Annotated in this window: 17 protein-coding genes; 2 read left to right on the top strand and 15 right to left on the bottom strand. The window is 59.0% G+C overall.

What is annotated here, in order from left to right; genetic code table 11:
• Positions 1 to 119: 119 nt before the first annotated feature.
• From ICA16_RS08475 to ICA16_RS08435, 9 genes are all read right to left on the bottom strand, one after another.
• Positions 120 to 725 (bottom strand): START domain-containing protein, encoded by a 606-nt coding sequence (locus ICA16_RS08475; RefSeq protein WP_210700386.1) that lies wholly within the window; start codon positions 723 to 725, stop codon positions 120 to 122.
• Positions 726 to 766: 41 nt separating this feature from the next.
• Entirely contained in the window at positions 767 to 1021 is a 255-nt protein-coding gene (locus ICA16_RS08470; RefSeq protein ID WP_150605422.1) for a YkgJ family cysteine cluster protein, read from the bottom strand.
• A 166-nt stretch (positions 1022 to 1187) separates the two neighbouring features.
• Positions 1188 to 1664 carry a translation initiation factor 2 gene (locus ICA16_RS08465; protein ID WP_150605421.1) on the bottom strand — a complete coding sequence of 159 codons (477 nt, stop codon included), beginning with the start codon at positions 1662 to 1664 and terminating at the stop codon, positions 1188 to 1190.
• A 78-nt stretch (positions 1665 to 1742) separates the two neighbouring features.
• Positions 1743 to 3182, bottom strand: a complete 1440-nt coding sequence (locus ICA16_RS08460) for an aminotransferase-like domain-containing protein (protein WP_042560395.1) — start codon at positions 3180 to 3182, stop codon at positions 1743 to 1745.
• A gap of 201 nt (positions 3183 to 3383) precedes the next feature.
• Positions 3384 to 4196 (bottom strand): OmpA family protein, encoded by an 813-nt coding sequence (locus ICA16_RS08455; protein WP_150605420.1) that lies wholly within the window; start codon positions 4194 to 4196, stop codon positions 3384 to 3386.
• Positions 4193 to 4549, bottom strand: a complete 357-nt coding sequence (locus ICA16_RS08450; protein ID WP_042560397.1) for a DUF4398 domain-containing protein — start codon at positions 4547 to 4549, stop codon at positions 4193 to 4195. The genes ICA16_RS08455 and ICA16_RS08450 overlap by 4 nt, the downstream gene beginning before the upstream one ends.
• A gap of 9 nt (positions 4550 to 4558) precedes the next feature.
• Positions 4559 to 5380 carry a substrate-binding periplasmic protein gene (locus tag ICA16_RS08445; RefSeq protein WP_150615994.1) on the bottom strand — a complete coding sequence of 274 codons (822 nt, stop codon included), beginning with the start codon at positions 5378 to 5380 and terminating at the stop codon, positions 4559 to 4561.
• Between the two features lie 80 nt (positions 5381 to 5460).
• Positions 5461 to 6390 (bottom strand): electron transfer flavoprotein subunit alpha/FixB family protein, encoded by a 930-nt coding sequence (locus tag ICA16_RS08440; RefSeq protein WP_042560399.1) that lies wholly within the window; start codon positions 6388 to 6390, stop codon positions 5461 to 5463.
• Between the two features lie 2 nt (positions 6391 to 6392).
• On the bottom strand, positions 6393 to 7142 hold the full coding sequence (locus tag ICA16_RS08435; RefSeq protein ID WP_007908338.1) for an electron transfer flavoprotein subunit beta/FixA family protein: 750 nt from the start codon (positions 7140 to 7142) through the stop codon (positions 6393 to 6395).
• 550 nt (positions 7143 to 7692) lie between these two features.
• Here ICA16_RS08435 and ICA16_RS08430 point away from each other — a divergent pair.
• Positions 7693 to 9357 carry an electron transfer flavoprotein-ubiquinone oxidoreductase gene (locus ICA16_RS08430; RefSeq protein ID WP_150605417.1) on the top strand — a complete coding sequence of 555 codons (1665 nt, stop codon included), beginning with the start codon at positions 7693 to 7695 and terminating at the stop codon, positions 9355 to 9357.
• Between the two features lie 182 nt (positions 9358 to 9539).
• Here the strand turns inward: ICA16_RS08430 and ICA16_RS08425 are convergent, their stop codons facing one another.
• Positions 9540 to 10430, bottom strand: a complete 891-nt coding sequence (locus ICA16_RS08425; protein WP_210700385.1) for an AraC family transcriptional regulator — start codon at positions 10428 to 10430, stop codon at positions 9540 to 9542.
• A gap of 189 nt (positions 10431 to 10619) precedes the next feature.
• Here ICA16_RS08425 and ICA16_RS08420 point away from each other — a divergent pair, with 189 nt between their 5' ends.
• Positions 10620 to 11672 carry an NAD(P)-dependent alcohol dehydrogenase gene (locus tag ICA16_RS08420; RefSeq protein ID WP_150605415.1) on the top strand — a complete coding sequence of 351 codons (1053 nt, stop codon included), beginning with the start codon at positions 10620 to 10622 and terminating at the stop codon, positions 11670 to 11672.
• Here ICA16_RS08420 and ICA16_RS08415 read toward each other — a convergent pair whose 3' ends face one another.
• The 5 genes from ICA16_RS08415 to ICA16_RS08395 form a co-directional block, all read right to left on the bottom strand.
• Positions 11673 to 12476, bottom strand: a complete 804-nt coding sequence (locus ICA16_RS08415) for an IclR family transcriptional regulator (protein WP_150605414.1) — start codon at positions 12474 to 12476, stop codon at positions 11673 to 11675.
• 60 nt (positions 12477 to 12536) lie between these two features.
• Positions 12537 to 13847 (bottom strand): MFS transporter, encoded by a 1311-nt coding sequence (locus ICA16_RS08410; RefSeq protein ID WP_150593066.1) that lies wholly within the window; start codon positions 13845 to 13847, stop codon positions 12537 to 12539.
• A 171-nt stretch (positions 13848 to 14018) separates the two neighbouring features.
• Positions 14019 to 15167 (bottom strand): galactonate dehydratase, encoded by a 1149-nt coding sequence (dgoD, locus tag ICA16_RS08405; protein WP_030131992.1) that lies wholly within the window; start codon positions 15165 to 15167, stop codon positions 14019 to 14021.
• 46 nt (positions 15168 to 15213) lie between these two features.
• Positions 15214 to 15834, bottom strand: coding sequence for a 2-dehydro-3-deoxy-6-phosphogalactonate aldolase (locus ICA16_RS08400; protein WP_210554011.1), 621 nt, complete (start codon positions 15832 to 15834; stop codon positions 15214 to 15216).
• Positions 15835 to 15853: 19 nt separating this feature from the next.
• Entirely contained in the window at positions 15854 to 16843 is a 990-nt protein-coding gene (locus tag ICA16_RS08395) for a 2-dehydro-3-deoxygalactonokinase (protein ID WP_210700384.1), read from the bottom strand.
• Between the last annotated feature and the right edge of the window lie 39 nt (positions 16844 to 16882).

Here is a 16882-nt window from a genome sequence, read left to right as displayed (position 1 = left end):
GGGCGGATTGTCTTGAACGCGTTGTGAAAATTTCGTTCAACGCATATCTGGAAACACAATATAAACCGCAAGACAAAACGCCCCGAATCAATCGGGGCGTTTGGCTTCAGGCATGAGGATTACTTCTCGGCGCGCTCTTTCAGGGCTTTAAGGGTATTGAAAGGAGCATCGACGACAAACTTGTTAGCAACCATCGCCGGGACGCTGCCACCTGGCTCGGTGTGCACTTGATAGGTCACTTCAACCTGATCGCCCTTGGGCACGAACTTCCAGAAGCCCTTGACCTGGGCCACGCGGACAAAGCCTTTTTCTTCCGGAACGTATTTCGGCACACCTTCAAGCGTGCGGGTCAGGCTGCCATCGGCGCCTTCGACGGTGGTGACATGCGTTGCCGAATCACGCGGAGTCACGGGCCACGGTGTATTGAACTGGGTGTAAGTCCAACTCTGATCACCTTCGTGCTTGAGCAGCTTCTGGGTTTTGCATTCGTAAATCCATGCACAAGCGCCCGTCACATCGTCCTGTAGAGCACGCAATTTGGCGACAGTGGTCTTCATCAAGGCTACGCCCTGATAGGACTTGTAGTCCGAGCCTGCCACTTCACTCAGGGAAACCTTGATGCCGTCCTCGTTCTTGGCGACTTTCCAGTCTTCAGCCTGCGCCAGCGGCGTGGCCAGTACGGCGGTCAAACCACACAACACAGCGATACGATGCAGCGAACCCATAGTCTTATTCCTTATTGTTGAAGTTCCGTTCGTTTGACACATCAGGCCGCCGTCATTTGCTCCCACCAGCCGATCAACTTGATCGCCTCTTCCTGGCTATCGCCACAGACTTCGATATCAGCGGCAAAGCCCGAACAGACAGCCGGGCGCTCCGGGCGGCCGAAAATGCTGCACAGGTTTTCGACCGAGAGTTGCACGCAACGTTCGCCGGCAGGTTTGCCATCAGGCATGCCGGGAATCGCCGAGCTGATGGAAGGGGCAATGCAGCAGGCGCCACAGCCTTCACGGCATTTCATGACGAACAAATCCTCGCGACGGGCGATGTGTGAAAGGGACACGGAACAGGGTAACCGCTAAAACGGCTGTTTAAAATTCCCTGCACCGGGGTTTTTACGGATAAGTGAATGTGACTGACCAGTCTCCGACAAAGCGTCTGGTTCGCGGGTCACAGATGCATTGGATTTACTGTTTGAATTCGAAATCCAGGGCTGCGCCTTCGACTTCATGGCGGTCTTCATTGCGCAGTTGCAACTGCATTTCGTTGCTGAGCAAACGGCCATTAAGCTGGAATCCGCTGTTCTTCTCGCCAAACATCTGCGGCAGGATCGGTTCGCGCTTGGGCAGAATGACCGTGCCGGGCGGTTTCAATTCTTCAACCATGTCCTTGGGCAAGCTCAAGTCGAGTCTGGCTGAGGGCAGTCTGGTTTTCGCCACTTCGCGGGCAGATTTCGACTTGGATGCCACTGGCGCACGTTTCTTCACCGGCGCAGCTTTCTTCTTCTGCGCATTGGCCGGAGTATTTTTTTTGCTCGCCAGCGGTTTCTTCTGGGTCGCCGCCGCGGCCGGTTTTTCCTGAACCGCAGCCGCCATGACATCCGGCGAATGACTGATCATCAGCAAGCAAAGGACAATCCCGGCGGCAGAAAAAATCGCTTTCATGAACCCAACGACACTAACGGCAGAGGGCCATATGCTCGCTTGTTGAGCGTCACAAGACAAGCATGTCCGTACGTTCGTTCAGAAACCGACCGCCGTTTCCTGACACAGTTGGGTTGCGAGCATTCCAAGGGTCATCAACGCCCGCTCCGCCTCGCGGTTCCACGGAATGCCGCAGTTCAGGCGGATACAGTGGTTGAATTGCTCGGTATTACTGAAGATCAGCCCGGGGGCAATACTGATGCCCTGCTGCAACGCGCGCACGTGCAACTCCTGAGTATTGACCCGCCCCGGCAGACTCACCCAGAGGATAAAACCGCCCGTGGGCCGGGTCATTTGCGTGCCTTCGGGGAAGTGCTGCTGCACCGCCAACTGGAAGGCGCTGAGGTTTTTCCGGTATTCCTGGCGGATGTACCGTAAATGCCGGTCATAACCGCCGTTTTCCAGGTAGGCGGCAATCGCCATTTGCGTCACGCTGCACGCCGAATGGGTGCTGAAGGTCTGCAAACGCTGGATTTCCTGCTGGTACTTACCGGCAATCATCCAGCCGATCCGCACACCAGGCGACAAGGTCTTGGAGAAGCTCGAGCAGTAGATCACTCGGTCAAGTCGGTCATACGCCTTGAGGGCCTTGGTGCGGCCTTGTTCAAACATCAACTCGCCATAGATGTCGTCTTCGACGATCTGGATATCGAAATCCGAGGCCAGGCGCAGCAGTTGTTTCTGCCGCTCTTCCGGCATGGTGCCACCCAAAGGATTGCTCAGGCGCGTGGTCAACACCAACGCCTTGATCGACCACTGGTTGGCGGCCAGCTGCAGCGCTTCGAGGCTCATGCCAGTGGCGGGATCGCTGGGGATCTCGATGACTTTCAGGCCCAGCAGGTCGGCCAGTTGCAGCAGCCCGTAATAGGTCGGCGACTCGGCGGCGATCAGATCGCCCGGACGGGTGAGCACCCGCAGCGACATCTGCAACGCATCGACACACCCGTGGGTGATCACCACTTCGGACGGGTCGACCACCACACCCGCATCGCGCATGCGGATCGCCACTTGCCGGCGCAGCGGTTCGAAGCCGGGGCTGAACATGTAGCTGAACGCTCGCGGGCTGTGGAAGCGAGTGACTTTGGCCAGTTGCTGGTGCAGTGCCCGCACCGGCAAATAGTCCACGCTCGGCACTGCGGCGCCCAACGGAAATACGCCTTCGCGGCGCGACTCGACCAGAACCTGCTGAATGATGCTGCTGCGCGTGACCAGCCCTGGCCGTTCGACCCGGGCGATGTCCGGCGTCGGTGCCGTCAGCGCGGGCGTCTGGTGCACGTAATAACCGGACTGCGGCCGTGCGCGAATCAGGCCTTGGTCTTCGAGATTGGCGTAAGCCTGCAACACCGTCGCATGGCTGACGTTGAGCTGCGAACTCATCTTGCGTACCGAGGGCACGCGCTCCCCCGGTTGATAGACACCACGGCGGATGTCTTCGGCCAGTTGCTGAGCTATACGTTGGTAAAGCAAGAGATTGGTCATGACGCAGCACTCGATTTCACGGGCATTTTATTCTTGTGTGAAACAATACCGGAACAGTTTAGAAGTGTACTGGGACAGTTGTCACCATAGACGACCATACAGTGGGTTGTCTGCCACAACTGTACTGATTTGCGAGCAATTCGACAGGTGTAAAAAAGCCCGGCACTGCATGACAGTCCGGGCTTTCCAGAGACGCAACCCTCAACGGGCGGCGCCGAGCTGGCCTTTTTCGTCGGAGAACACAATTTCCACACGACGGTTCTGTGCTCGCCCACGCTCGGAAGCGTTGACGTCCACCGGGTATTCGTCGCCGTAACCTTCGACCTGAATACGTTTGTCGTCGATGCCCAGGTCCATCAGCACATCGGCCACCGACTGCGCGCGGTCGCGGGACAGTTTGAGGTTTTCCTGTTTGCCGCCGGTGCTGTCGGTGTAGCCCTCGATACGCACCACGCGTTTCGGATTCAGCTGCAGGAACTGCACAATCTTCAGGACCACGCGGTTGGCCGAGTTTTTCAGCTCCGCTTCACCGGTGTCGAACAACACGTCACCCAAAGTCATCACCAGACCACGATCAGTCTGCGTGGTGGCCAGCGCAACAATCTGCTCTTCGAGCCACTTGCCCTGCTGCTGCACGCTCAGCAGTTTCGATTCACGCAGGGCCAGTTGCAGGCGCTGACGATCCAGTTCGAGCTTGGCTGCACGCTCTTCGTTGAGCACTTGATTGGTGTGTTCGCGGGCAATCGCGCTGTAACGCTGGCTCAGGTAGGCGTAGTGCACCACGTCCGAACCGCTGCCCCAGTAAGTAGACAGGCGATCGGCACGGGCCAGGGATTCACCGGCGCGGATCACGTCTTTCGGCGCAATGCGCAGCACGTTGGAATCTTCCTTGACCTTCTGGAAGTCGGCGCCGGCGTCTTGCAACGCGGACTCACTGTGCTGACCGGCGCAGCCGAACAGGCTCGCGCAACCGGCGAGGATCAGACCACCGAGGACCTTGGATTTGAGGCTCATTGGGCATCTCCCAGTTGCTTGCGCAGACGGACGATGCGGGTGTTCAGCACATTCAACTGTTCTTCGCTTTTCTGGGTCAGTACTTTGGCTTCTGCCAGACGTGCGTCGAGTTCGGCCTGTTCGGAACGCATGCGCGCGTTCCGAAAGGATTCGTCTGCCATATTGCCTTTGGCCCGGTTGTACTTGGTTTCGGCCAGTTTCATTTCCGGCACGTCATCGCCAGTGGCACCGACGGCCTTGGCTTGGGCGATGGCCTGCTCGGTCAAACGCATTTGTTCAATGGGTGCCGGATCGGTCGCGCAACCGGCCATGGCCAGAACGGCCACCGCCGCGAAAAGAGGTCGAATACTCACTAAGAATCCCTACTGTTTTGGGGCACTGACAGGTTGTTGCGGCTGTTGCTGCTGCGCCTTCCAGCGCTCGATATTGCGTTGCAGCGCGGCTTCCGTCAGTCCGGACGCGGGCAATTCTGTCATCTTTTTGGCCAGCTGTCCGCGCAACCACGGATCGTTGCACGCCGAGTTATGGGAAACCGCGAGGAACAGACCCGGTCTGTCGATGGGTTGCTCGAACGCCAAGAGGTCATTGGCCATGCCCAACGCCTGCGCGGCGGCCATGCCCGAGTAGCGTCCGGCGAGTACATATTCCACTTCGCCCAGCAGAAGTTTCTGAAAGGCCTGGGTGAGGTTTTCTGTCCGGACAAGGGTCAATTGCTGATCGGCGAAAGTGCCGAATGCCTGGGTCATTCGAGACTTTTCCGACACGCCACCGGTATGACCGTGCAGGTCACCGGCTTCGCTGTAGGTCAGCGTCGAGCCTTTGCGCGTCCACACCAGGTAGTCGTTTTCCAGCAATGGTGGATGGATATAGTCGAGATTCTCCAGCTCATTGAGCGTCAGCGGCGCGTCGGCCAGCATGTCCATGCGCCCACTGCGCACCTCGTCGAGGGCCTGCGAGCGCTTGCCGGCGTAGAGCAACTCGACCTTGATGCCCAAGTCCTTGGCCACTTGCTGCAACAGGTCTGCGCTGGCACCGATCAATTGCTTGGGATTTTGCGGATCCTGCCACAGATACGGCGGAGCATCCGGGCTGCCGGTGACGATCAGGCGCTCGCACTTGCCCGCGGCCGCGGCCAATCCTGGCAACAAGGCCAATCCCAACAACAATCCGCAGCGCAGATCCATGGCGAAACGCTCCCACTCAAACCCGAGACAAAAAAAAGCCCGACCAAAAGGTCGGGCTCTTTATAAGTGAAGCCGCTGGATTAGACCAGCTTCTCCAGCTCAGGGATTGCTTCAAACAGGTCCGCTACCAGACCGTAATCAGCTACCTGGAAGATCGGCGCTTCTTCGTCCTTGTTGATCGCAACGATCACTTTGGAGTCTTTCATGCCGGCCAGATGCTGGATCGCGCCGGAGATACCGACGGCGATGTACAGCTGTGGCGCAACGATTTTGCCGGTCTGGCCGACCTGCATGTCGTTCGGTACGAAACCTGCATCGACTGCGGCGCGCGAAGCACCTACAGCAGCGCCCAGCTTGTCGGCCAAGGCGTACAGGTGTTTGAAGTTGTCGCCGTTCTGCATGCCGCGGCCGCCGGAAACGACGATCTTGGCAGCGGTCAACTCAGGACGATCGGACTTGGCCAGCTCTTCGCCGACGAAGCTCGAAGTGCCCGCATCGTGAGCAGCGCCAACAGCTTCAACAGCAGCCGAACCACCTTCAGCAGCAACCGGATCGAAACCGGTGGCACGCACGGTGATCACTTTGATCGCAGCAGTCGATTGCACGGTAGCGATGGCGTTACCGGCGTAGATCGGACGCTTGAAGGTGTCAGCGCTTTCTACCGAGATGATCTCGGAGATCTGGTCAACGTCCAGCTGTGCAGCAACGCGCGGCAGGATGTTTTTGCCGTTGGAAGTGGCGGCAGCCAGAATGTGGCTGTAGCCAGCGCCGAGTTCTGCAACCAGAGGAGCAACGTTTTCCGGCAGCTGATGCGCGTAAGCCGCGTTGTCAGCGTTCAGGACTTTGCTCACGCCAGCGATTTTTGCAGCGGCTTCAGCCACGGCGCCAGCGCCCTGACCTGCAACCAGCACGTGGATGTCGCCGCCAATTTTGGCAGCAGCAGCCACGGTGTTCAGCGTGGCCGGAGCCAGCACTTTATTGTCGTGTTCAGCGATTACCAAGATAGTCATGGTCAGATTACCTTCGCTTCGTTTTTCAGTTTCTCGACCAGTTCAGCCACCGACTTGACCTTGATGCCTGCGCTGCGTGCAGCCGGCGCTTCGACTTTCAGGGTCTTGTTGGTGGAGGCGGTGGAAACGCCCAAAGCGTCCGGAGTCAGCACTTCGAGAGGCTTCTTCTTGGCTTTCATGATGTTTGGCAGGGACGCGTAGCGCGGCTCGTTCAAACGCAGGTCGGTGGTGACGATGGCCGGCAGTTTCAGCGAAACAGTTTGCGCGCCGCCGTCGATTTCGCGGGTCACGGCAACGCTGTCGCCGGAGACTTCGACTTTCGAGGCGAACGTGCCCTGACCGTAGCCGCTCAATGCAGCGAGCATCTGGCCAGTCTGGTTGTTGTCGCTGTCGATGGCCTGTTTGCCAAGGATCACCAACTGAGGCTGTTCCTTGTCGACCACAGCCTTGAGCAGCTTGGCCACGGCGAGCGAGGTCAGATCTTCAGCGGATTCGACGAGGATGGCACGGTCGGCACCCAGAGCCAGTGCGGTACGCAGCTGCTCCTGAGCGGTGGTCGGGCCGATGGAGACGACGACGATTTCAGTCGCAACACCTTTCTCTTTCAGGCGTACGGCTTCTTCCACTGCGATTTCGCAGAACGGGTTCATCGACATCTTGACGTTGGCGAGGTCTACGCCGGAATTGTCCGCCTTGACGCGGACCTTGACGTTGTAATCCACAACGCGTTTGACAGCTACAAGAACCTTCATGGATTCCTCGTTACTCTCCGGTGAAAAGAAAGTCGCCTAGGCGAACCTGGCGGTTGATGCTCATCGGGCTACAAGGGCACCTCTAAAAACGCCGGCCTGTGTACGAGATGATTCCACGCTGCGAAGTGCTGTGACCGTTCGTCAGTGGTGACCGACAAGTCATGCCTCTTCACGGTGTGTAAACTGCGCGCCGGACCTGCGCTGCGCATCACCTTGTATTGCCTACGCCCTGTCTTTAGAGGTGCTCTTGAAACCGCCAGTCTGCCTACGGCGAGCGCAAAACCGCCCGTATCTTGACCGGAACGCCTATTCCGGTCAATACAGCAAAATGACCATTCATAAGCCGCGCTTCTTTGATTTATCTGGGCTGGAGCCGATTCAAACAAACGTTTGTATTGGACGCTAGGAGTGGTGTAGATATAATGCGCCCCCTAGAGAGAAAGGTGGCTTCTCCTTTATCCCCTTGACGTTAACGTAAAGGCGTAGCGGAAGCGACATCAAACCTCCATATTAGAAAAAAAACTGTTGAGCCTTGAGTAGGAGATAGCCTGTGGAACGCGAATACATGGAATTCGACGTGGTCATCGTCGGTGCCGGCCCCGCTGGCCTGTCCGCCGCCTGCCGCTTGAAGCAGAAGGCCGCCGAAGCCGGTAAGGAAATCAGCGTCTGCGTGGTCGAAAAAGGCTCCGAAGTCGGCGCACACATCCTTTCCGGTGCCGTATTCGAACCCCGCGCACTGAACGAACTGTTCCCGGACTGGAAAGAACTTGGCGCCCCGCTGAACACGCCGGTTACCCGCGATGACATCTTCGTGCTGAAAAACGCCGAAAGCGCGCAGAAAATTCCAGACTTCTTTGTGCCCAAGACCATGCACAACGAAGGCAACTACATTATCTCCCTGGGCAACCTGTGCCGCTGGCTCGCCCAGCAGGCCGAGAACCTGGGCGTAGAAATCTACCCGGGCTTCGCTGCTCAGGAAGCGCTGATCGACGAGCAAGGCGTGGTTCGCGGGATCATCACTGGCGACCTCGGTGTCGATCGCGAAGGCAATCCGAAAGAAGGCCTGTACACCCCGGGCATGGAACTGCGTGGCAAATACACGCTGTTCGCCGAAGGTTGCCGTGGCCACATCGGCAAGCAACTGATCAAGCGCTACAACCTCGACAGCGATGCCGACGCCCAGCACTACGGCATCGGCCTGAAAGAAATCTGGGAAATCGATCCGGCCAAACACCAGCCAGGCCTGGTGGTTCACACCGCCGGTTGGCCGCTGGACATCATGGGCACCGAGAACACCGGCGGCTCTTTCCTCTACCACCTGGAAAACAATCAGGTAGTGGTCGGTCTGATCGTTGATCTGTCGTACAGCAACACCTACCTGTCGCCGTTCGACGAGTTCCAGCGCCTCAAACATCACCCGGTGCTGGCTCAGTATCTGGAAGGCGGCAAGCGCATCAGCTACGGCGCCCGCGCAATCAGCAAAGGTGGCCTGAACTCGCTGCCGAAGATGGTTTTCAAGGGCGGCGCGCTGATCGGTTGCGATCTCGGCACCCTGAACTTTGCCAAGATCAAAGGCAGCCACACCGCGATGAAATCCGGCATGCTCGCCGCTGAATCGGTGGCTGACGCGCTGTTCGCTGAAAAGGACGGCACTGAAGAGCTGACCACTTACGTCGACGCCTTCAAGAAAAGCTGGCTCTATGACGAGCTGTTCGCCAGCCGTAACTTCGGCCCGGCGATCCACAAGTTCGGCGCCATCGTCGGCGGTGGTTTCAACTGGCTGGATCAGAACATCTTCGCCGGCAAACTGCCGTTCACCCTGCACGACACCAAGCCGGATTACGCCTGCCTCAAGCTCGCGGCCGACTGCAAGAAGATCGACTACCCGAAACCCGACGGCAAACTCAGCTTCGACAAACTCAGCTCGGTGTTCATCTCCGGTACCAACCATGAAGAAGAACAGCCTTGCCACTTGAAGCTGACCGACCCGAGCATTCCGATCAGCAAAAACCTGCCGCTGTACGACGAGCCGGCGCAGCGCTACTGCCCGGCCGGCGTGTACGAGGTGATCACCAAGGAAGACGGCGAGAAACGCTTCCAGATCAACGCCCAGAACTGCGTGCACTGCAAGACCTGTGACATCAAGGACCCTTCGCAGAACATCACCTGGGTGACGCCGGAAGGCGCTGGCGGCCCGACTTACCCGAACATGTAAGCCGAACCGCTGAACAACAAGGCTCCCGAAATGGGGGCCTTTTTGTTGCCGCAATTCAGTGCATCACATCAAACCCTGTGGGAGCTGGCTTGCCAGCGATGGCGGTGGATCAGGCGACATCTATGTTGAATGTGCCGGCCTCATCGCTGGCAAGCCAGCTCCCACAGGGATTGTGTAAATCCTCAGGCAGCGCGCTCATCACCCGGGCTGCGCTCAAAGTAGCGCTTATATTCACGACTGAACTGCGAAGTACTCTGATACCCGACCCGATGCGCCACCTGCGCCACACCCAATCCCTCAGCCACCAACAGCGTCTGCGCTTTCAACAACCGTAAACGTTTCAAATACTGCACCGGCGACAACAACGTGCTGCGTTTGAAATGCTCATGAAAGGTCGACACGCTCATGTTCGCGCAACTGGCCAACGTTTCGACGTTCAACGGCTCAGTGTAATGCGCGTGCAAATGACTGATCGACGCCGCCACCCGGGCGAACTGCCCCTGCTGCTCAACCAGCGCGCGCAACACATCGGCCTGCGGTCCGCGCAAGGCGACGAACAGCAACTCGCGAATTCGCGCTGGGCCCAGAATCTGACACTCCAGCGGATCGTGCAGACAACCGAGCAACCGTTCGACACAGCCGCGCATGTCATCGTCGAGCACCACCGACGTCATCGACTCCGGCGTCTGCGCGGGAATATGCCGCCCCGGCGCCAGCCCCATGGCCAGCACCAGCTCGCCGAGCAAAACACGGTCGATCGCCACCGACACACCCAGCAGCGGCGCATCCGGCAAGGCAAAGGTTTCACACTCGAAAGGCACCGGCAGCGCCTGAATCAGATAATGTCCGGCGCCATATTCCATGGTGCGCGGCCCGAGAAACGCCAGTTTGCTGCCCTGGGCGATGATCATCAGGCTCGGTTCATAGATGTGCGGGCCACGGGCAACATCGCAACTGGCGCGCAGCACCTGCACGCCCGGCAGCCCGGTCGGGGAATAACCGTCGCGCAGTGCCAGCGGTTCAATCAGCGAAACCAGCGTGGCGTTGGCATCAAGGTGACGAGTTAATTGCATCGAGGTTCTTCAGAAAAAAGTAACGGAAAAAGGCATGAAAGCATCATCGCAGATCCTTTTGCCAATGCGACTGAACAAACCCGCTTGCCGGAGGATTAGGCATGAGACCCGGAGGAATCGCCATGGCCGGACAGTCGCGCGGCGCCCAAAATGCGCCGCCTCACTTGTCACTGCTTTGCGAGGTTTCACATGTATACCGCTATCGGCTATGCCGCCCAATCGGCCACCACGCCCCTCGCCCCGATGAAATTCGAACGCCGCAGCCCTCGCGCCGACGACGTCGCCATCGAAATTCTGTACTGCGGCGTGTGCCACTCCGACATCCACCAGGCACGCAACGAATGGGGCATCGCTGTTTACCCGTTGATGCCCGGCCACGAGATCGTCGGAAAAGTCACCGCAATTGGTGCGAATGTCACCCAACACAAAGTAGGCGATCTGGTCGGCGTCGGCTGCATGGTCGACTCCTGCCGCAGTTGCGAAGCCTGCCAGTCGAACCTCGAGCAGTATTGCCTCGAAGGCCCGACCATGACGTACGCCACCCCGGACCGTGTCGATGGTAGCAACACCATGGGCGGCTACTCCGACAGCATCGTCGTCAGCGAGCACTTCGTCGTGCGCATCCCGGAAAAACTGGCTCTGGCCAGCGCTGCGCCAATTCTCTGCGCCGGCATCACCACTTACTCGCCGCTCAAGCATTACGGCGTCAAGGCTGGCGACAAGGTCGGGATTCTCGGCATGGGTGGCCTGGGCCACATGGGCATCAAGTTCGCCAAGGCGATGGGCGCCGAAGTCACCCTGTTCACCCGTTCGGCGAGCAAGGCTGAAGAAGGTCGTCGTCAGGGCGCCGATCATGTGATCGTGTCCACCGATGCCGAGCAGATGAAGGCTGCCGCGGGTTACTTCGACTTCCTGCTGGACACCATTCCGGTGCAGCACGACCTCAACCCGTACCTCGACACCCTGCGCTTTGATGGCGTGCACATTCTGGTCGGCCTGATCGAACCGGTTGATCCACCGGTACACGCCGGCAAACTGGTGATGAGCCGTCGCGTACTCGCCGGCTCGTTGATCGGTGGCATTGCAGAAACCCAGGAAGTGCTGGATTTCTGCGCCGAGCACAACATCACCTGCGACATCGAAATGCTCGACATCCGCCAGATCAACGAGGCTTACGCCCGCATGATCGCCGGCGACGTGAAGTACCGTTTCGTGATCGACATGGCAACGCTCAAGGTTTAATCACACCTTTAAACCCAGCTCCGCCGATAGCCGGGCTGTGACCCCTTTGATCAGGGGAATCAGCTCGGCCATTTTCTCCAGCGGCATATAGGGCACGGTGCTGGCGATGCTGATCGCCGCCACAATGCCCTTGCTCGCATCACGAATCGGCGCCGCCACGCAGCGGATCGACGGTTCGTTGTCTTCCAGATCGAACGCGTAGCCACCGGCCACGTATTCGGTCATGCGTTGTTCAAGCTGTTCCCACGACTGTTGGGGATGCTGCGGCCAGAACTGACTTTTCCCACCCGCCGGAAGGCTGATGTCGTACAGGCGCTGCCAATCCTGTGGCGAATCATCGAGCATCAAGGCCTTGCCGATCCCCGTGCGTGCCAGCGGCATACGATGGCCGACCCGCGAACGCATTTCCGGGCCGTTGCGTCCCGGGTTCTTCAGCAGATACAGCACTTCATCGCCTTCACGAATCCCCAGGTGAACGGTGTCACCGGTCAGTGCCGACAACTCATCCAGATAGGGCCCGGCCAGGCTCACCAGCGGCAGTTCTTCACGCGCCTGAAAACCCAGTTCGATCAGCTTCGGCCCCAACAGATAACCGACTTGCGGCACCACGCGCAGATAGCGCTCGTCGACCAGACAACTGGCCAGACGATGGGTGGTGCTGCGCGTGGTGCCGATCAGCCGGGCAATCTCTTTGAGATCACGCGCGCCACTGGCCACGGCTTGCACCACGCCCAGTCCGCGAAGCAGCGTCTGGGTGCCAGTGGGTGCGGCGTCCTTGGTTTTTTCCGGAGCGTCTTCCTGCATATCCAGCCTTTACCGTTGAGCGAGGGAACGGGCGGCATTATGGTCGCCCGACGCTAAGCACTACAACTCGATACGTTCAACCTTGCCCACCAGCAGCACGTAGGACAAAGCACCGATCAACGCCAGAACCGCGATATAGGTGATCGCCGGGGCGAACGAATCACCGCTGGCGAGGAACCCGATCACGATTGGCGTGGCAATCGCCGACAGGTTGCCGATGAAGTTGAACACCCCACCGGTCAAGCCGAGCAGGCGTGCCGGCGCCAGTGTCGACACCAGCGACCAGGTGATCGATGCCAGGCCATTGCCAAAAAACGCCAGCGCCAGAAAGGCAATCACCAGCGGCGTCGACTCGACGAAGTTGGCGCCGATGATCGAAGTGGAAATCAGCAGCCCGCCAATGATCGGCAACTTGCGCGCAAACCCGATGGTGTAACCGCGACGAATCAAGAAGTCGGAAAAAAACCCCGAGCACAACACGCCTACGAACGCGGCGAGAAACGGCAACGAGGCCAGCAAGCCAGACTTGATGAAGTCCATGCCGCGATATTTCACCAGGTAGGTCGGGAACCACGTCAGGAAAAACCACAACGTCGAGTTCAGGCAGAACTGGCCGAGGTAGATGCCCCACAACTTGCGTTTGGTGAGAACGATGCCGAGATCGGTCCAGCTGAATTTGGCTTTGACCTTGGCGCTATCGGCCTGGATATCCACCAGCCCGCCGCCCTCGCGGATCAGCTCGATTTCTGCATCGTTGGCCCCTTTGAAATCCCGTGGCTCGCGATACACCGCGTACCAGATCGCCGCCCAGATAATGCCCACCGCACCTGTCGCGACGAACACCATGTGCCAGCCGAATTCGTGTTGCAGCCACGCGAGAACCGGCGTGAGGAAGGCCAGCCCGACAAATTGCCCGGAAGTATAAAAACCAATCGCCGTGGCGCGTTCACGCTCGGGAAACCATGTCGTCACCACGCGACTGTTGATTGGATAGGCAGGGGCTTCCAACGCGCCAACTGCCATGCGCAGGACGAACAGCGCAATGAAACTGGCGGCGAAACCGAGCATCACGGTGGCGATCGACCACAACAGCAGTGCGACGCTATAAAGAATCCGTGGCGGCACGCGATCCACCAGCCAGCCGCCGGGGATTTGCATGGCAGCGTAGGTCCAGCCGAATGCGGAGAAGATCAGGCCAACGTGAATCGGGTCGATGCCCAGCTCGCTGGTCAGGGCCGGCGCGGCAATCGACAGGTTGCTGCGGTCGAGGTAGTTGATGACCACGGTGATAAACAGCAACACCATGATGAAAAAACGCTTTCGGCTGGGCGTGACTAAAGACGCCTGCCCGGTGAGGGTTTGCGGTTGCATGAAGAGAGCCTCTTTTTATGTTTATTGAGGTCGGCCTGAGGCCTTGCACTAATCCCTGTAGGAGTGAGCCTGCTCGCGATTCGATTGCACATCCGGCATTGATGTGACAGCTACGACGTCATCGCGAGCAGGCTCACTCCTACATCTGAATTGTGTTGAGTCAGGCGGGACTCACCACTCGGCAAAACTGCCATCGGCATGGCGCCAGATCGGGTTGCGCCAGCGGTGGCCGACGGCCGCGCGTTCGATCACATATTCCTCGTTGATCTCGATACCCAACCCCGGGCCGTTCGGAATCTTCACGAAGCCTTTGTCGTAATCGAACACCCGCGGATCCTTCACGTAGTCGAGCAAGTCATTGCTCTCGTTGTAATGAATGCCCAGGCTCTGCTCCTGAATAAACGCGTTGTAGCAAACCGCATCCAGTTGCAGACACGCCGCCAGAGCAATCGGTCCCAGCGGGCAATGCAACGCCAGCGCCACGTCATAGGCTTCGGCCATGTTGGCGATCTTGCGGGTTTCGGTAATACCGCCGGCGTGGGAGGCATCCGGCTGGATGATGTCGACGTAGCCTTCGCTCAACACGCGTTTAAAGTCCCAACGCGAGAACAACCGCTCGCCGAGGGCAATCGGCGTGCTGGTCAGCGGAGCCAGTTCTTTCAACGCTTCGTAGTTCTCGCTGAGCACCGGCTCTTCGATAAACATCAGTTTGTAGGGGTCGAGTTCCTTCATCAGCACCTTGGCCATCGGTTTGTGCACGCGACCATGGAAATCGACGCCGATGCCGACATTCGGCCCGACCGCATCACGCACGGCGGCGACGTTGGCCAGGGCGAGGTCGACTTTTTCAAAGGAGTCGAGAAACTGCAGCTCTTCCGTGCCGTTCATTTTTACTGCGGTAAAACCACGGCTCACGGCCTCTTTCGCCGCACGCGCGGTGTCGGCTGGCCGGTCGCCGCCGATCCACGAATACACGCGGATCTTGTCGCGCACCTGACCACCGAGCAGATCGCTGACCGACACACCAAGCGCCTTACCCTTGATGTCCCACAGCGCCTGATCGATACCGGCCAGCGCACTCATGTGGATCGCGCCGCCACGGTAGAAGCCGCCGCGATACAACACCGTCCAGATGTCCTCGATGTTGCGTGGGTCTTTGCCGATCAGGTAGTCGGACAATTCCTCAACAGCCGCCGCCACCGTGTGCGCGCGACCTTCAACCACAGGCTCGCCCCAACCGGTCACGCCCTCGTCGGTTTCGATCTTGAGGAAGCACCAGCGCGGCGGAACGATGAAGGTTGTGAGTTTGGTGATTTTCATCTTGTTGTCTCTCTTATAGATGTAGCGCTCGCAGCGCCAAAAAGTCTTAGCGAAGGGCTTTCCAGGCAGCCACATAGGCCTTGGCATTCGCCGCTACTTGCTCAACGCTCATCCCCGATTTGAATAGCCCCGAGCCGAGACCGAAACCCTTGACGCCAGCGTCGATGAACACCTGCATGTTGTCCGGGGTGATGCCACCGACCGGCGCCAGAATCGTCCCGGCCGGCAATACCGCCAGCCAGGCTTTGACGACCGCCGGGCCCATCTGCTCGGCCGGGAACAACTTGAGAATGTCCGCGCCCTCCTCCAGCGCCGCGAAGGCTTCGGTCGGCGTGGCAACGCCCGGCGACAGGTACAGCCCCGCCGCTTTCGCTGCGCGCAATACCTTGGCATCGCTGTGCGGCATGACGATGACCTGGCCGCCGGCCTCCTTCACCAATTCGACCTGTTCCGGGGTCAACACCGTACCGGCACCGATCAGGCAATCGGCGGGCAAGGCCTTACGCAGGATGGCGATACTTTCGTACGGCGAAGGGGAATTGAGCGGTACTTCGATGACGCGAAATCCGGCCGCATACAGGACTTCTCCCACAGCGGCAGCTTCCTGCGGATGCAGGCCACGCAGAATCGCGATCAGACCGTTTTGCGCCAATGCTTGCTTGAGCATGTCAGGCCTCCAGTCGGGGTTAACGGGATGAGGAATCGATCAGTCCGGCAGCCAGTGCCAGTTGCCACAAGCCACGCTCGGTGGCCTGCTCGGCCAGCGTCACGTTGGCGAAGCCACAGGCGTCAAGGGCACGGCTATAACGTGTGCACAATTGCGCATTGCCAATGAGGATGATCGAGGGAAGATTCGGATTGTCACGGCGACGGCGCTGAGCGGTGGCAAGTGCCGCCAACTCATGACCAATCATCAGGCCGGACAAGTAATCCGCTTGCGCCGTCGGGCTGAGTTCGCCGGTCAGGCCCAAGGTACGGGCACTGAACAATGTAGAGAGCACACCGAGTTCACCGTCCGCCGACAGCGCAACCTGCACGCCGCGGTCAAATGCCTGACCATCGAAAGCGGCACCTTGCTGTTGGGTGCGGCCGAGAATGCTGTGTTCGCTGAGCACGGCGAACACTTCGCCGGTCATGAAGGTGTCGAAATGGGTGATGCAGCCATCGACCACCTCCACCCATTTCGAGTGGCTGCCCGGCAGGCCGATCAACAGATCACCGCCCGCCTCGACAGGTAGATTCTGCAGAACGCCCAGCACTTGGGTCTCTTCGCCGCGCATCACGTTCGGCAGACGCGAACGCTGAATCACGCCTGGCACGATATGCACCCGCGTACCGCGAAGACTGAGAACTGTTTGTAGGGAATTTCCGAGATTGGCGACGTTCGCCGGCGTGTCGCAGTAGGCAGCTTCGCGCCAGCCTTGCGCGCTGCCGACCATGCCGCAGGCGATCACCGGCAGATCCGGTTGCGCCTCGAGCCAGTCGCCACAGGCCTCATCGAAAGCCAGTTCAAAACCGTCAGCACATTCGCGACCGTTGATGACTTTCGGGGTCTTCGGCAGTTGCATGATCCCGGACGACAGCGAGCGCTGTTCCAGCACCACACCGCCCGCCGCGAGTTTGTAAGCACGTAATGAGGTCGTCCCCCAATCGAGCGCGATCAATTGCGCCAGCATCGCTTCACCTGATTTGTTTTTGGCAGTGAGTGCGACGGA

This window comes from Pseudomonas anatoliensis (assembly GCF_017976235.1).
GTDB classification, from domain to species: Bacteria; Pseudomonadota; Gammaproteobacteria; order Pseudomonadales; family Pseudomonadaceae; genus Aquipseudomonas; species Aquipseudomonas anatoliensis.
This window is presented reverse-complemented; position numbering and strand designations above follow the sequence as displayed.

Bases quoted from the DNA above. Each gene is read 5' to 3' on its own strand.
- ICA16_RS08425 (WP_210700385.1), bottom strand. From the start codon at position 10,430: ATGCAATTAACTCGTCACCTTGATGCCAACGCCACGCTGGTTTCGCTG.
- ICA16_RS08395 (WP_210700384.1), bottom strand. From the start codon at position 16,843: ATGCTGGCGCAATTGATCGCGCTCGATTGGGGGACGACCTCATTACGT.
- ICA16_RS08475 (WP_210700386.1), bottom strand. From the start codon at position 725: ATGGGTTCGCTGCATCGTATCGCTGTGTTGTGTGGTTTGACCGCCGTA.
- ICA16_RS08435 (WP_007908338.1), bottom strand. From the start codon at position 7,142: ATGAAGGTTCTTGTAGCTGTCAAACGCGTTGTGGATTACAACGTCAAG.
- dgoD (WP_030131992.1), bottom strand. From the start codon at position 15,167: ATGAAAATCACCAAACTCACAACCTTCATCGTTCCGCCGCGCTGGTGC.
- ICA16_RS08460 (WP_042560395.1), bottom strand. From the start codon at position 3,182: ATGACCAATCTCTTGCTTTACCAACGTATAGCTCAGCAACTGGCCGAA.
- ICA16_RS08445 (WP_150615994.1), bottom strand. From the start codon at position 5,380: ATGGATCTGCGCTGCGGATTGTTGTTGGGATTGGCCTTGTTGCCAGGA.
- ICA16_RS08400 (WP_210554011.1), bottom strand. From the start codon at position 15,834: ATGCTCAAGCAAGCATTGGCGCAAAACGGTCTGATCGCGATTCTGCGT.
- ICA16_RS08440 (WP_042560399.1), bottom strand. From the start codon at position 6,390: ATGACTATCTTGGTAATCGCTGAACACGACAATAAAGTGCTGGCTCCG.
- ICA16_RS08420 (WP_150605415.1), top strand. From the start codon at position 10,620: ATGTATACCGCTATCGGCTATGCCGCCCAATCGGCCACCACGCCCCTC.
- ICA16_RS08415 (WP_150605414.1), bottom strand. From the start codon at position 12,476: ATGCAGGAAGACGCTCCGGAAAAAACCAAGGACGCCGCACCCACTGGC.
- ICA16_RS08410 (WP_150593066.1), bottom strand. From the start codon at position 13,847: ATGCAACCGCAAACCCTCACCGGGCAGGCGTCTTTAGTCACGCCCAGC.
- ICA16_RS08465 (WP_150605421.1), bottom strand. From the start codon at position 1,664: ATGAAAGCGATTTTTTCTGCCGCCGGGATTGTCCTTTGCTTGCTGATG.
- ICA16_RS08455 (WP_150605420.1), bottom strand. From the start codon at position 4,196: ATGAGCCTCAAATCCAAGGTCCTCGGTGGTCTGATCCTCGCCGGTTGC.
- ICA16_RS08470 (WP_150605422.1), bottom strand. From the start codon at position 1,021: ATGAAATGCCGTGAAGGCTGTGGCGCCTGCTGCATTGCCCCTTCCATC.